The 14,459-nt window shown below is 67.8% G+C and carries 16 protein-coding genes; 7 read left to right on the top strand and 9 right to left on the bottom strand.

Going from position 1 to position 14,459, the window contains the following annotated elements:
* The first annotated feature begins 8 nt into the window (after positions 1–8).
* From dhaM to K2F54_RS03210, 3 genes are all read left to right on the top strand, one after another.
* Entirely contained in the window at positions 9–683 is a 675-nt protein-coding gene (gene dhaM, locus K2F54_RS03200) for a dihydroxyacetone kinase phosphoryl donor subunit DhaM (RefSeq protein WP_308287488.1), read from the top strand.
* A 63-nt stretch (positions 684–746) separates the two neighbouring features.
* A complete protein-coding gene (locus K2F54_RS03205; protein WP_220604378.1) occupies positions 747–1,067 on the top strand; it encodes a hypothetical protein in 321 nt (106 codons plus the stop codon).
* Positions 1,068–1,542: 475 nt separating this feature from the next.
* A complete protein-coding gene (locus K2F54_RS03210; protein ID WP_220604379.1) occupies positions 1,543–2,145 on the top strand; it encodes an HdeD family acid-resistance protein in 603 nt (200 codons plus the stop codon).
* A gap of 41 nt (positions 2,146–2,186) precedes the next feature.
* Here the strand turns inward: K2F54_RS03210 and K2F54_RS03215 are convergent, their stop codons facing one another.
* Positions 2,187–2,981 (bottom strand): SDR family oxidoreductase, encoded by a 795-nt coding sequence (locus K2F54_RS03215; RefSeq protein ID WP_255576620.1) that lies wholly within the window; start codon positions 2,979–2,981, stop codon positions 2,187–2,189.
* Positions 2,982–3,037: 56 nt separating this feature from the next.
* Here K2F54_RS03215 and K2F54_RS03220 point away from each other — a divergent pair, with 56 nt between their 5' ends.
* From K2F54_RS03220 to K2F54_RS03235, 4 genes are all read left to right on the top strand, one after another.
* Positions 3,038–3,517, top strand: a complete 480-nt coding sequence (locus tag K2F54_RS03220; RefSeq protein WP_220604380.1) for an NfeD family protein — start codon at positions 3,038–3,040, stop codon at positions 3,515–3,517.
* A complete protein-coding gene (locus K2F54_RS03225; RefSeq protein ID WP_220604381.1) occupies positions 3,504–4,463 on the top strand; it encodes an SPFH domain-containing protein in 960 nt (319 codons plus the stop codon). The genes K2F54_RS03220 and K2F54_RS03225 overlap by 14 nt, the downstream gene beginning before the upstream one ends.
* On the top strand, positions 4,460–5,245 hold the full coding sequence (locus tag K2F54_RS03230; RefSeq protein ID WP_220604382.1) for a glycerophosphodiester phosphodiesterase family protein: 786 nt from the start codon (positions 4,460–4,462) through the stop codon (positions 5,243–5,245). Before K2F54_RS03225 ends, K2F54_RS03230 begins: the two co-directional genes overlap by 4 nt.
* 129 nt (positions 5,246–5,374) lie before the next feature.
* The gene (locus tag K2F54_RS03235; RefSeq protein WP_130177507.1) at positions 5,375–5,737 is read left to right on the top strand and encodes an RNA polymerase-binding protein RbpA; all 363 of its coding nucleotides are present in this window, start codon (positions 5,375–5,377) and stop codon (positions 5,735–5,737) included.
* Positions 5,738–5,794: 57 nt separating this feature from the next.
* Here K2F54_RS03235 and lnt read toward each other — a convergent pair whose 3' ends face one another.
* The 8 genes from lnt to K2F54_RS03275 all read right to left on the bottom strand — a co-directional run bounded on the left by lnt (position 5,795) and on the right by K2F54_RS03275 (position 14,390).
* The gene (gene lnt / locus K2F54_RS03240) at positions 5,795–7,375 is read right to left on the bottom strand and encodes an apolipoprotein N-acyltransferase (protein ID WP_308287489.1); all 1,581 of its coding nucleotides are present in this window, start codon (positions 7,373–7,375) and stop codon (positions 5,795–5,797) included.
* Positions 7,376–7,384: 9 nt separating this feature from the next.
* On the bottom strand, positions 7,385–9,838 hold the full coding sequence (locus tag K2F54_RS03245; RefSeq protein WP_220604383.1) for a DEAD/DEAH box helicase: 2,454 nt from the start codon (positions 9,836–9,838) through the stop codon (positions 7,385–7,387).
* 9 nt (positions 9,839–9,847) lie between these two features.
* A complete protein-coding gene (tatC, locus tag K2F54_RS03250) occupies positions 9,848–10,642 on the bottom strand; it encodes a twin-arginine translocase subunit TatC (protein WP_308287490.1) in 795 nt (264 codons plus the stop codon).
* A 5-nt stretch (positions 10,643–10,647) separates the two neighbouring features.
* Positions 10,648–10,890, bottom strand: coding sequence for a twin-arginine translocase TatA/TatE family subunit (gene tatA, locus K2F54_RS03255; RefSeq protein WP_220604384.1), 243 nt, complete (start codon positions 10,888–10,890; stop codon positions 10,648–10,650).
* Complete coding sequence (locus K2F54_RS03260; protein ID WP_220604385.1) at positions 10,884–11,228, bottom strand: hypothetical protein; 345 nt, start codon at positions 11,226–11,228, stop codon at positions 10,884–10,886. The genes tatA and K2F54_RS03260 overlap by 7 nt, the downstream gene beginning before the upstream one ends.
* Positions 11,225–12,277, bottom strand: a complete 1,053-nt coding sequence (locus tag K2F54_RS03265) for a helix-turn-helix transcriptional regulator (RefSeq protein WP_220604386.1) — start codon at positions 12,275–12,277, stop codon at positions 11,225–11,227. Before K2F54_RS03265 ends, K2F54_RS03260 begins: the two co-directional genes overlap by 4 nt.
* Positions 12,274–13,347, bottom strand: coding sequence for a helix-turn-helix transcriptional regulator (locus K2F54_RS03270; RefSeq protein WP_308287491.1), 1,074 nt, complete (start codon positions 13,345–13,347; stop codon positions 12,274–12,276). Before K2F54_RS03270 ends, K2F54_RS03265 begins: the two co-directional genes overlap by 4 nt.
* A gap of 80 nt (positions 13,348–13,427) precedes the next feature.
* Positions 13,428–14,390: an FKBP-type peptidyl-prolyl cis-trans isomerase gene (locus K2F54_RS03275; RefSeq protein WP_220604388.1), complete on the bottom strand. Its 963-nt coding sequence runs from the start codon at positions 14,388–14,390 to the stop codon at positions 13,428–13,430.
* Between the last annotated feature and the right edge of the window lie 69 nt (positions 14,391–14,459).

The following is a 14,459-nucleotide window of genomic DNA, read 5'->3' on the forward strand; positions in this document are numbered from 1 at the left end:
TCGGCCTAGTGTTCGTGTCGCACAGCGCCCTGATCGCTCAGGGCCTGGTCGAGTTGGCTCGTCAGATGGCTCCGACCATCACCCTGGTGGCCGCAGGCGGTCGTCCGGACGGCGGAATCGGGACGGACTTCGACGCCATCGCCACCGGCATCGCCCTGGCCGAGAACGGTGCGGGGGCCGTCGTGCTGTGCGACCTCGGCTCGGCCATCCTCACAGCCGAAACGGCCCTCGAGTTCCTCGATGACGAGGTGCGGGAACGCGTCCGCATCGCCGACGCTCCTCTCGTGGAGGGTGGGGTGGCGGCCGCGGTCGCCGCCGAAATCGGCGGCGACCTGGATGCCGTGATCGCCGCTGCCGAATCCTCGGCGGGCCGTGAGCCCGAGGCTCGCACGGACACGGCCGGGGGAGCGGTGCCGGGGGATTCCGGCACGGTTTCCCGCACGGTGACGCTGCGAAACCGGGATGGGCTGCACGCCCGTCCGGCCGCAGACTTCGTCAAGCTGGCCAGCACCTTCGACGCCGCCGTCACGGTCAACGGCAAGGACGCGCACAGCCTCCTCGGAATCATGTCTCTGGGGCTGACCAGAGGAATGAAGGTGGAGATCTCCGGCCCCGACGAGCGCTCACGCGCGGCCGTGGATGCCCTGGCCGACCTGATCGAGACCGGCTTCGGCGAAGAGTGACCCCGGTCGCGTAACCGCTTGTGCCCCTAGAATTCGGGGTGCGTCGCGGCGTACGCTGTCGCCATGGTCCAGAATGAGAAATCCTCGGCCAGGGCGCATCGCAGGGGCCCCGACCGTTTATTCGACTGGGTGGAGAACCGACTCCGACCGGCCTTCGAGTCACCACCGGTGGGCACCTATGACGCGGCCGAGACGACGGGTCTGGCGGAGTGCCCGGTCTGCGGGCGCCCGATGACGGAACACACCATCGAACACTCTGCCCACGACACGGTGTTGAACTGTCCGGTGCCGCATCCGGGCGCCTGGGACCGGGACGCCTTCGAGCCGGTGAATGAGCTGGGCATGGTCATGCGGCGCCGCCAAGAGACCGACCCGCCGACCTGAGCCACCAGCCGACCTGAGCCACCAGAGGGCGCGTCGGCGCCGGGTGATCGGCCTCGCCGGCTGAGGGGCCGAGAAGCACCCTGGAAATCACCTTGTTGACATAATGTGCATTATCGGTCACAGTAGGGATGGTCCGGAAGCGGTGGGGCGTCCTGGTGTTCACGGGTCGTTCCCACGATGGACGCGTGCGTTTTTGACGGACTGTAGGAATCGTCCAGGAGGTGCGGTCGCCAGGTGCAACCCGCTGACGGCTCGGTGCCGTACGCCACGGACGATGGCGATCGTCGACTCGGCACCGCCAGAACCCGCTGGAGGTCGTCACCGAGTCCGCCTTTATTTTTGCACAGGAAAAAAAGAGGGCGTGTCGCGGGGTGGTGCGCACCGTGCCAGCGCCGTAGCCGCAGCACCGGCTTCGGAATAGGTTGGCCGCAGCCAGAGCTCTCACTCCCCTGCCGTCTCGAACCGAAGGAGCGTCATGTCGAACAGCGCCGAAAACGGAAAAGCCGTCTTCGCCCTCGCGATCGACCCGGGCAGGCTGACCGGGCGTGAGCTCACCAGCATCCGGGTGGCCTTCGCCGTCAGCGGCCTGGTGGCCATCGTTATCGGCACGATCCTGTTGGTCTGGACCGAGGCGACCCTGGCCGTCATCGCCGTGCTGTTCGGACTGTACTTCGTGATCAGCGGTGTCGTGCGGATTGCCCGTGGAGTGACCAGCTCCGGGGCAGGCGCGGGCAGCCGCCTACTCAACGTCATTTTCGGGCTCGCGGTCCTGGTGCTCGGAATCTACGCCCTGCTCAACCCGGAGGGATCGCTGGCCGTGCTCGGCCTGCTGGTCGGCATCGTCTGGATCGTGGACGGCGCGGCCGCCCTGGTCGAGTACAGCACAGACTCCAGCCGGTGGGTCGGAATCCTTCTCGGCGTCGTCGGCATCGTGGCCGGCGGCATCGTGCTGTTCGCGCCCGTCGAAACCATCGGGGTGCTCGTCACGATCGGCGGGATCATGCTGATCATCTCCGGGCTGGTCCAGCTCGTGCGGGCATTCACCTTCGGGCGCGGCGTGACCGGCTCGGCCGCCTGAGCCGCCGGAGCGGGCTCAGGCAGCTCAGCTGGGTGGCCGGATCAGCTGGTGAAATCCGACGTGTCGCCGACGTACCGGGTGTTGTTCGCCGGCACCGGTTCGACCGCGGCCAGGACGATTTCGGCGGCGAACTCGCCCACGTTGTACAGCTTGCCGGCGGAGTCCTGCCTGGCGCTGATCGCACCGGGGTTGGCCCGCTCGAGGAGCACGGCCGTGATGGTGCCCTGGATCATGTCGCCGGACACGACGACAAAACCGATGCCGGCCTCCGCGAGCTCGGGGATCACGGCCCTGAGGGCGTCCTCGCCGGCCCGCTTGCTGCGCGCGACGGGCTCGTACACGGCGACGTTGGATGCGGTGTCGACGAAGTGGGCCTGGTGGCTGGTGATGAAGACCACCCGGGAGCCGTCGCTCAACAGCGGTACAGCGGCGTTGAGGAGGTTCACCTGGGCGTCCCGGTTCAGCTGCATGGCGTAGTCCTCGGCCATGCCGCTCTCCATGCCGCCGGACGCATTCATCACCAGGATGTCCAGTCCGCCGTACTCGGCGCGGATGGTATCGAACATTGCTGCCACCGACGCGGCGTCGGTGAGGTCGGCGGCCACGGTGATGGCGGTTCCCCCGGCAGCGCGGATGGCGGTGGCGAGTTTGTTCGCCCGCGCTTCCTTGTTGCGGTAGTTGATGACGACCTGGGCGCCGGCTTCGGCGAAGTAGGCGACGGTGTCGGCTCCGATCCCCCGGGACGAACCCGTGACGAGGATGCGCTTTCCCGAAAGGCTGCCGGGCTGGAGGGGATTCATCGATGGTGTGCTCACGGGGATAAAGACTATCAACATGCCTCCCACCCTCAGGTGCTAGCGTCGGTAGCAAATCAACGCGCGAGGGGTGCGAGATGGTGGATTTGACCGACTACCTGTGGATTATCTGGCTGGGCTTCATCCTGGTCTGCGTCATCATCGAGCTGCTCACACTCGAATTCACCTTCCTCATGATCGGGGTGGGCAGCCTGGGCGGACTGGCCGCGAACCTGCTCGACCTGGACTGGTGGGTGCAGATCCTCATCGCAGCGCTCCTCTCGGTGCTGCTTCTCGTGCTGATCCGACCCGTCCTGCTCCGAGTGATGAAAAAGGGCGCAGACCCCACACCGAGCAATGTCGCCGCCCTGATCGGGCTGAGCGGCCGGGTCGTGGCGACCATCGGTGTCACCGGCGGCCTGGTCAAACTGGCCAACGGCGAGACCTGGACCGCCAGGCTCTCCGACCTCTCCCCCGCATCCTCGGTCGACCCGGGTGACACCGTCACCGTGTCCGCCATCGAAGGTTCCACAGCTGTCGTCGTCCCCAGGAAAGGACCGCTCAATGCTCAACCCTGATGAATTCATCGGCCAGATCTTTGTGATCGCACTCCTGGTCGTGATCGCGGTCTTCGTGATCGTGGTGCTCGTGCGCGCGATCAAGATCATCCCGCAGGCCAACGCGGGTGTCGTCGAACGACTGGGCAAGTACCACAAGACGCTGATGCCGGGGCTGAACCTGCTGGTGCCCTTCATCGACAGGGTGCGCCCGCTGATCGACATGCGCGAGCAGGTGGTGTCTTTTCCCCCGCAGCCGGTGATCACCGAGGACAACCTGGTGGTGTCCATCGACACCGTCGTCTACTTCCAGGTGACGGATGCCCGCGCGGCCACCTACGAGATCGCCAACTACCTCGGCGCGGTCGAGCAGCTCACCACGACCACCCTGCGCAACGTGGTCGGCGGCCTCAATCTGGAAGAGGCCCTGACCAGCCGGGACAACATCAACGGTCAGCTGCGGATCGTGCTGGACGAGGCCACCGGCAAATGGGGCATCAGGGTGGGCCGGGTGGAACTCAAGGCCATCGACCCGCCGCACTCGATCCAGGACTCGATGGAGAAGCAGATGCGCGCCGAACGTGACCGCCGCGCGCTGATCCTCACCGCGGAGGGCACCAAGCAGTCCGCGATCCTCACGGCGGAGGGGGCCAGGCAGGCGTCGATCCTCCAGGCCGAGGGGCAGGCCCAGGCCGCCGTGCTCCGTGCGCAGGGTGAGGCCGAGGCCATCACCACGGTCTTCAAGGCCATCCACGACGGCGATCCCGACCCGAAACTGCTGGCCTACCAGTACCTGCAGACCTTGCCCAAGCTCGCCGAGGGCAGCGCCAACAAGCTCTGGATCGTGCCCAGTGAGCTCACCGAGGCCATGAAGGGCATCGGCAGGGCCTTCGGCCCGAATCCCGTGCCCGGCAGTCACCCGGCGGTACCCAGCGCTCCGACTCCCCCGGCCGACGCCCGGTCATGAGCCCCGTCCGAGCCGCCTTCCTCAGCCCGGCTCGGCCACGCATCCTGGCGCACCGTGGCCTGAGCCTGGACGCGCCGGAGAACACTCTGCTGGCGTTTCTCGCTGCGTTGAACGCCGGGGCCACACATCTCGAGACCGACGTGCACGCCACCAGCGACGGGGTCGCGGTCCTCAGCCACGACCCCACGCTGCCCGACACCGGCCAGGCCGTGAACCGGCTGACCATGGCCCAGCTGGCCCGGATCGACCTCGGCCGGGGACAGACCTACTGTTCGCTCGCCGAAGCGTTGGAGGCGTTTCCGTCCGCGTTGTTCAACCTGGACGTGAAGTCGGCCGATGCGGTCCTGCCCACCGCCCGCGCCATCCGCTCTGCGGGGGCCGCGCATCGGGTGCTGCTTACATCGTTCTCCGAGTCCCGGCGGCGGCGAGCCGTGCGGGCCGCTCCCGGCACCGTGAGTTCGGCATCCGCGCCGGGTGTCACCCTGCTGGTGGCGGCGGTCCTGCTGCGCCAGCACTGGGCACTCCCCCGGCTCGTGCGCGGGATCAGCGCCATCCAGGTTCCCGTGCGAGCCGGGCCGGTGCGGATCGTGACGCGACGGGTGCTCAGGCACATGCACGCGCTCGGTGTCGAGGTGCACGTCTGGACGATCAACGACACCGCGCAGATGACCAGACTCCTGGCCCTGGGGGTGGACGGCCTGGTCACGGACCGGTGCGATCTGGCTGCTGCGCTGAGCGGCAGCGGCGGCCCCCGTCCCTTCGGAGCCGCGCACCCCACCTGACCTGCGCGCGCGATCCGGTCTCCACCTCCGTTGTTCCTGAGAGAACCCCGCCAGATCGGCGATAACGGAAAGATAACGTCCAGCTTGATGGTTTACAACTAGACAGGCATCGCGAGAGGAGACCACACGATGGCAGATCGTAGTTTGCGTGGCATGAGATTGGGTTCACAGAGCCTTCAGAGCGAAGAGGGCGTGACCTTTTCCCCACGCGTCAGTCACACGTACTTGTGTGCAACGTGCGAGCGCGAGACGGTGATGATTTTCTCCGCCGAAGCAGAAGCACCGGATGAATGGGAGTGCCGTTTCTGCTCCCAGACCGCCACCCGGCTGGTCGACTCGAAGCCCGTGGTCGTCGACCACTCCGACGAGAAGATCGCCCGCACGCACTGGGACATGCTCCTGGAACGTCGTACCCGGGCCGAACTCGAAGAACTGTTGGAGGAACGGCTGACGGTTCTCCGTCAGCGCCGCGGCCAGAAGGTCGGCGCCTAGATGCGCTGACCGGATGGTCGAACACTCCTGTTTTCGCCCCCTGACGAACGGCGCCGGCTAACCCCGGCGCCGTTTGCGTATCCTGGCCCGGTCGGGACCGAAACCGGGTGACACCCGATGGGTTGTCTTCCCGGCGAGCAGGCAGAACAGGACACCGGCCAGGCCGAGTCCGGACACGAACCATTCCACCGGCCGGCCGACGCTCATCGCCGGAGTGTCGGTGGTGCTCAACGGGACCGTTTGGACCATGGCGCCCGGCACCCAGGTGGGCAGGCTGTCGAGCGTGCCGCCGTCAGGGGTGATGATCGCGCTGGTGCCGACGGTGGAGATGTTGACCACGGTGCGACCGGCCTCGATGGCACGCAGTCGCGCGATGGCGAGCTGCTGCACGGACTCGTCGGTGCGGCCGAAGTCGGCGTTGTTCGTCTGCGCCAGGATGATCTCGGCGTCGTCGGCGATCATCTCGTGTACCAGCTGGTCATCGGCGATGTCGAAGCAGATGGCGATGCCGGCCAGGATGCCGTCGATGTCGAAGACGTTGTCCCTCGTGCCGATCTCATAGTCCCGGGAGACCAGGTCGATCAGGTCCGGTGCGAACGGCCGCCAGAACGCACGGTCGGGCATGTATTCCGCAAACGGCACCGGGTGCACCTTGTCGTACAGGTCGACGGCTCCCTCCCCCGCCTTCCACAGCAGGGAGGTGTTGTAGAACTTGCCGGAACGCTCGGTGATGGTGCCGGCGATGAGCGGCGCATCCAGCGCGCTGCTGATGTAGTCGGCCACCCGGGCGGAATCGGCGCTGCGGAGCGGGTCCACGTCGATGCCGTTCTCCGGCCAGACCACGAAGTCCACGTCCTCGTCGATCACGGGCAGGGTGGCAGAGACGTGGTCGGAAAGGATCTGTCCCGGCGCGTTCTGCGCGAACAGGCCGGCGTCCGAGGCGCCCTGCACGGCGGCGATGCGGGCCGTGCCGCTCTGCACCGTCGGCCAGGACGGGAAGGCCAGCAGCACGGCGACGGCGGCGACGGCAGTCGCCGCCCTGACGCCGATCCGGCCGTGCCGTTCCCGGCCCAGCTGCAGGACCAGGGTGCTGAGCCAGACGAGGATGAAGCTGAGTCCGGACATGCCCACCCACGCGACGAGACTGCCGAACGGGCTCTCCGATTGGGAGAGGGCGATGCGACCCCACGCGAAGCCACCGTACGGCCAGACGGCGGAGATGGCCTCGCGGGCCGTCCAGAGTCCGGCCACGACCACGGGAACCATGCCCAGACGGCCGACGGCGGTGGGCCACACCCGTGGGCCGACGTTGAGCACGATTGCGGTCAACGCCAGGCCGACCGCGAAGAAGATGGCCTGCAGCCCGGCGAGGGCGAGCCACGGGACCGGGCCGAGGTACAGAGTGAGCCAGCTGATGTGAATGAGCCAGAAGGACAGTCCACCGACCAGTCCGACCAGGAGGCCCGTCCAGGGGCCACGCCCGAGCAGTGCGAGCAGGAGCAGGATCACTCCGACCGGGGCGAGCATCCACCAGGACCGGTCGGGGAAGGCCGCGTCCAGGACGGCGCCGGCACCGGCGGCAAGCAGCAGCGCCGCCCACAGGGGCAGGCCGGTCTTCTGCGGTCTGGCTCTCGTCACCTCGACAGCCTATGCGACCGAGGAATACGCGACGATGCCGCGACGGATGGAGTCCATGGCGACCCTGGCGGTGCGACCGACCGGACCATCGGCCACCACCGACAGCTGGTCGAGCAGGTCGATGGTCTGCTTGGTCCAGCGCACGAAGTCACCCGCGGCCATCTCGGCCTCCTCGAGCACGAGGCCGAGCGAGTCTCCCCTGGCCCATTTCCACATCGCCAGGCTGAGTCCGCCGGCGAGGGGATTGCTGCCGGGCAGCTTGTGATCGCGCTCCAGATCGTCCAGCTGGCTCCACAGCGTCTGCGTGGCATCCAGGGCGGGCCGGAACGGCCCCTTGGGCAGGAATCTCTCGTCGGTCAATCCTTCGTCCCGGCGCGGTTCGAAGACCAGCGCGCACGCCATCGCGGCGAGGCTGGGTGCGTCCAGCGAGTTCCACAGGCCACGGCGCAGGGATTCGGCGACAAGCAGGTCCCGGTCGGCGTAGATGCGCCGCAGGATGCGCCCGCTCTCGCTCAGCGTGACCGCCCGGCCCTCGCCGGGAAGCAGATACCCGAACCCGAGCAGCACGTCGGTGACCCGGTCGAAGACCCGGGCGACGGCTCCGGTCCTGGCCGTGATCTGACTGGTCAGCGCCTCGGTCTCCCTGGTCAGTTTCCACCACCTCGCGGCCCAGCGGGCGTGCGCCTCGCGCTCAGGGCAACTGTGGCAGGGGTGCGCGCGCATCCGCTTGCGCAGTGCGGCGAGTTCCTTCTGCCGGCGGTCGCGGCCGCGCGCGTTCGTGTCCGCGGCGGCGTTCTCGCGTTCGAGGTCACTCAAACGGCGCCGGATACCGGAGTATTCGGTGAAGTCACCCAGGTGGCAGGCCATCGAGGTCGCGTAGCCGTCGAGGGAGCCCTGCTGCTGCCGAACCCGGCGTGCCAGGTCGACCACCGCGCGGTCGGCCTGGAACTGGGCGAAGGAGGACTCCAGGACCTCCCTGGTGTGTTCTCGCCCGAACTGGTCGATCAGGTTGACCGCCATGTTGTACGTCGGCTTGAAACTCGAGTTCAACGGGTAGGTCCGGCGGGATGCCAAGGACGCGACCGCCTGCGGGTCCAGGCCCTGCTGCCACTGGATGACGGCGTGGCCCTCGACGTCGATGCCGCGCCGTCCGGCGCGGCCGGTGAGCTGGGTGTACTCCCCCGGGGTGATCGGCACCCTGGCTTCGCCGTTGAATTTCTCGAGCTTGTCCAGCACCACGGTGCGCGCGGGCATGTTGATGCCCAAGGCCAGGGTTTCGGTGGCGAAAACGGCCTTGACCAACTTCTTCTGGAAGAGTTCTTCGACGACCTCCTTGAAGGCCGGCAGCATGCCGGCGTGGTGCGCCGCGACCCCGCGTTCAAGCCCGTCCAGCCACTCCCAGTAGCCGAGCACGGCGAGGTCTTCGTCGAGCAGGGTCCGGCAGCGTTCGTCGACGATCTGGCGGATTTCGTCGCGTTCCTCGGTGTCGGTCAGGCGTACACCGGCGCGCAGGACCTGGCGCACGGCCTGGTCACAGCCGACCCGGCTGAAGATGAAGAAGATCGCGGGGAGCAGGTGCTTGCCCTCGAGCATCCGGACGATCTCGGCGCGGTCCATCCGCCCGGCATCGGTCTGGGTGCGCTGCTGGTGATAGCGGCCCTGGCCGGACCCGCGTCGGCCGCCGGACCGGCCGCCGGAACGATCAAGCACCGGGCGGCCACCGGACTGGGCCAGGCGGGCCAGCTCGGGGTTGACCCGGTGGGTTGCGGCCAGGCCGGAGGAGTCGAACAGGTCGAGCATCTTGGACTTGACCAGAACGTGCTGATCGAGCGGCACGGGGCGCTCCTCCGAGACGATCACATCGGTGTCCCCACGCACCGCCTGCAGCCAGTCGCCGAACTCCTCGGCGTTGGAGACGGTCGCGCTCAGCGACACCATCCGCACAGACTGCGGCAGGTGGATGATGACCTCTTCCCAGACCGCACCGCGGAAACGATCCGCCAGGTAGTGGACCTCGTCCATGATCACGAACGCGAGATTGTGCAGCAGGTCGGAATCCGCGTAAAGCATATTGCGGAGCACCTCCGTCGTCATCACGACGATCCTGGCACCCGCGTTGACGTTGGTGTCACCGGTGAGCAGGCCGACCTGGTCCGCGCCGTACTCGGCGACGAGCTCCTGGAACTTCTGGTTGCTCAGCGCCTTCATCGGCGCCGTGTAGAACACCTTCGCACTGGGCTGCTGCATGGCCAGGAAGATGGCGAACTCCGCGACCACGGTCTTGCCCGCCCCGGTGGGAGCGGCCACAAGAACGCTGTTTCCGGCCTCGAGGGAGGCGCCGGCCGCCAGTTGGAAGGCATCCAGCTCGAATCTGAGGCCGCGGCGAAAAGTCTCGAGCCTGGGGGTCTGAGCCCGGAGGCGTGCTGCCGTGTACCGGTCCGCCGGCGACTGTAGGTCTGTCATCTGGTAGCGCTAGAGCGCCAGCTCCCGTTCGAGGGCGAGTGCGCGCCGGGCGGCGCGCTTGTCGTGCAGGAAAGCGATGCCGTAGGCGGCGAAATACAGCATGATCATGGGGATCGCGAGCATGAACATCGAGATCACGTCCGCTGCGGGGGTGGCGATCGCGGTGAAGAGCACGATCACCAGCACGGCGATGCGCCAGGACTTGATGATCGAAGCCGCGCTGACCACGCCGGCGAAATTGAGCAGGACCACGAACACCGGCAGCACGAAGGCGATCCCGATGGCGACCAGGAGTTTGAGGGTGAAGTCCAGGTAGTTCTGGGCGTTGATGAAGGCGGCGTCCTCCGGCGGGGCGAAGCTCGTCATCAGCCCGACGATCTGCGGCAGCACGAACCAGCCGGCGGCGCAGCCGGCGAGGAAGAGTGGAACGGCGGTGAGCACGAAGCCGTAGACGTACTTCTTCTCGCCGCGGGTGAGCCCCGGCATCAGGAACGCGAAAATCTGGTACAGCCAGATCGGACTGGAGACGACCAGGCCGACATAGAAGGCGATCTTCAACCGCAGGTCGAAGGCGCTGGTGATGTCGGGGTAGTTGATCTCGGCGTTGCGGTTCTGCGCCTCCGCGATGGCGTAGATCGGCTGCCGGAGGGCGTCCCAAACGCCCTCGGACAGCATCCAACCGATGATGCCGCCGATCAGGATGCCGGCGGCGGCGCGGAACAGGCGCTTGCGAAGCTCGAGCAGATGCTGGCCGAGCGACATGGTGCCCGCCCGGTTCGCACGCTTGGCGGTGCGTACGGCCACGACGGTTACGGCTTCGTCTGGTCGCCCGGGCCAACGGGCCGTGTTGTGCCGTCAGCACTGTCGGGGCGTGCGGCGGTTCCTGCGGGGTCGGCGGGTTCGTCGATGGTGTCGCTCTTGATCTCGTTCTTGAAGATCTTCATCGACTGGCCGAGGCTGCGGGCCAGGCCGGGAAGTTTCGGCGCGCCGAACAACAGCAGGATGACGACGAGGATGATCAGGAAATGCCATCCGGTCAGATTGCTCAACATGAGGGTCGATCCTCTGGCTTGTAGGGACTGTGTTGGAGTAGTTTACCCCGGCTGATTGCGAGATCCCGCCGCAGGGCCCTGCGGTACAGCCGGGTCAGGCGGGCCTGGTCGATCGCGGCAGCCAGGGCCCGTCGGTCGGCGAAAACCGCGGGGTGGAACCTGGCCCGCGGGAGCTCACGATCGAGGTCGAGCTCGGCGAGCTGGTCGCCGAGGTCCTCGAGGGCGCCGAGGGTGCCCATCAGTTTGCGGAAGAGTCGCACGGCGAACCAGACCAGCATGGCGATCAGGCCGACGACCAGCACGGCCCAGATCACGATCCAGGACCAGAGCGGCATCACGGGCGGACCTCATCCGCCGCGGCTCCGACGCTGCCGTCGTCGCGGCCGACGCTGCCGTCGTCGCGGCCGCCGCTGTCGTCGTCGTAGCGGGCGACCCCCGCGGCGGCCCAGTCCGCGACGGTCTGCCTGGCCTCGCCGGGGTCGACGACGGTCACGACCCCGGCCAGGCCGGCGACGAGGCGTTTGAGCCCGTGATAGTGCGAGACGCGCAGCTTCGCCCGCGTCAACGCGCCGTCGGCGGTCGGGGTGGGCACCGGGGCGTAGTCGGCGAGCAGGCCGAGGGCCGAGGCCGGAACCTCGATGGTCACGGTGGTGTCGTCCGCTGAGCCCACGAAGAGCGTGTCGGGCAGCAGAACGCCGTCGTCGTGGCTGTCGGCGGGGACGGCCGTTGAGCGCAGGTCGCTCATCCGGTCCAGCCGGAAGGTGCGCATCGCACCGCGCAGATGACACCAGCCGCGCAGGTACCAGTCGTTGTCGACGGACTCGATGCGCAGCGGGTCGACCCGGCGGTGCTCGGCGCTGCCCCTGGCGGTGAGATAACCGAACTCGACCTGGGTGCCGGCGCGCACGGCGGCCTGGATGATCGAGATGGCCTCGTCCCCGTCGGTGCGGGACACGGCCAGCTGGCTGGGCGAACCGGTCGAGCTGCGGGTGAGCTTGGCCATCAGGGACGCGATGGCGTCGGTGTCGCCGTTCTCCGGTAGGGCGGACAGGTATTGCAGCCCGGCGATCAGGGCGGCCGCCTCCCTGGCGGAGAACCGGGGTGAGTCATCGATGGCGACCAGGTGGGTGAGCACGATGGTGTCGTTGTTCTCGAACTCGTCCCACTGGATGTCGAAGAGGTCACCGTGCAGGTACTGCCTGGTCTCCCCCGGTACCCCCGACATCGCGATCAGGTTCACCGCGTCCCTGACCCTGGCGGCGGGCACGCCGAAGTGCTCGGCGACGGTCGTGACGCTGACCCGGTCGTGATCCATCAGGTACGGCACGAGGGAGAGCAGCAGGGTGAGCTTGTCTGAGGCGCCGAACGCGGCGGGCTTGGCGGTCATCGGTCGGTCTCCGGGAAGGGGGCGTGGCTGTCGCGCACCAGACGCAGGCGCAGCAGGACGGCGTCGCGCAGTGCGGCGGGTGATCGCACGAATACCTCTGGGCCGTACCCGGCCAGCTCATCGGCCAGGATGTTGAGGTCGGTGTAGTGCAGCTCCACCAGCTGGCCGTCGCCGCTGTCGCTGTCGCTGTTGCTGTCGCTGCCGCTGTCGCTGTCGCTGTTGCTGTCGACCTGCACCCCGCGCTTACCGAGCCGCACGGCGGCATCCGTGCCCTGCTCCACGATGATCGCCGCGGTCTGCGCGTGCCACAGCGCGTCCAGCTCGGCCAGCGCTTGTTCGCCCTGCCCGTCGTCGGCGCGGTGGCCGCCAGTGCCGGGAAGAGCGACGACGGCGCCGATGATGCGGGACAGCAGGAACGTGCGGGTGGCTGCGGCATCCTGGTCGGTGCCGTAGAGGTGCCAGCGGCCCTCGTGCAGCACCACGGCCTGAGGTGACACCACACGGCGGCGCGGTGCGCTCTCGCCGGGTTTGAGGTAGAGGAACGCCACCACCTGGCCGCGGTCCATGGCCTTGCTCAGAGGTTCGAAGGAGGCCTCCCGCGCCCGCAGGAATGGTGCGTACCCCACGACCGGGTCGGTGGAATCGATACCGAGGGAATTCAGTTTGGTCAGCGCCCGACGGGACTCCGCGGACAGCGAACCCTCCCGCCAGACCGTGGCAGCCAGCTTGAGCAACATGATCTCGTCGGCGGAGAAGGTGATGTCGGCGGGCAGGTCGTAGAGGCCCTTGGGGATGCGGTAGCGCAGGTGGTGGTTACTGCCGGGGTCGTCGGGAGACTCGATGGTTTCCAGCGGGATGCCCAGCTCGCGGATGTCGTCCTTGTCGCGTTCGAACTGACGCTCGAGGCTGGAGTTGTCCTTACCGACCTGGAAGCGCTGACGATACCCCTGAACGGTCGAGAGGATCTCGTTCTTGGTCAGGCCGATCTGAGTCGCGATCAGCGCGAGGACCAGGCTGAAGAGGCGTTCCTCGACGGTGACGGGATGCTGGTGTTCTGTGGTGGGCGACACGTACGCGATCCTATCTGGGCTGGGCGCTGACCGGCCCATCCGGATCGCGCCTGAGGGCGCGATGGATGGGCCGGGACGGTCTAGTCGACGCCGAGGATGTCGACGACGAAGACCAGGGTGGAACCGGCCGGGATGGATTCCGACGCCTCGTCGCCGTAGGCGAGTTCCGGCGGGATCACGGCGACGATCTGCGAACCGACGGTCTGGCCGATGAGGGCCTGCGCGAACCCGGGGATGAGCCCGCCCTCGGTGGTGGACCCGTCTGCGGCGCGCAACGCCGCCGGCTGGCCGGCTTCCCAGCTCGAGTCGAAGACGGTCTTCTCGTCCCAGAGCACTCCGGTGTAGTGCACGGTGACGGTGGACCCGTCCGTGACCTCTTCGCCATCACCCTTCTTCAGGACGCCGACCTCGAGCTCGGTGGGCGGCGCGGCCGACGGCACGGTGATACCGGGGGTGCCGTCTTCGGCGAGGACCACGGCGGGCAGCCCGGCGACAGGCAGCTGGGGCGCGCCGTCTGCGCGGGTGAGGTAGCTCTTGACGACGTCGAGCACGAAGACCAGGGAGTCGTTTTCACCCACGCCGATATCAGCGTTGCCGGCCTCACCGAAGCCGTCCGCGGCGGAGGTGACCACGGCGATCCTGGAGCCGACCTGGGCGCAGCGCAGGCCGTCGCCGAGGCCGGCGAGCAGCTGGTCGTTCAGCACGAAGGTGGCCCTGGTCTCGCCGTCGTAGGAGCTTTCCTCGATGACGGCGCCCGTGGTGGCGTTGTAGACGCTGAGGTCGACCTGCACCTGCTGGCCGTCGACGAGACCGGGGCCCGTGCCGTCGATGATCCCGCTGCGCTGGGTGGTGTCCGTCTTCAACGGGGTGGGGAAGTCGACGGTGGGGGCCGAGCCGAAGTCGCCCGTCACCGACACCAGCTCGGACGCGTCGCCCGATGCCACCGGCGGCGTGCAGTCGGCCGATTCGGCGCCGGGGCTGCAGGCGGTCAGGGTCACGAGCACCAGTCCGGCGGTTGCGATGAGTGCGGGAACTTTACGCACGAGTCCTCATTTCGATACAGGGAAGCACCAGCGTGATGCTGGCAGGGTGAGTTTGCGGGGAGAGTGCCG

Origin of the sequence: Cryobacterium inferilacus, from assembly GCF_019599185.1 — a bacterium.
In the GTDB taxonomy this organism is placed as follows: Bacteria; Actinomycetota; Actinomycetes; order Actinomycetales; family Microbacteriaceae; genus Cryobacterium; species Cryobacterium inferilacus.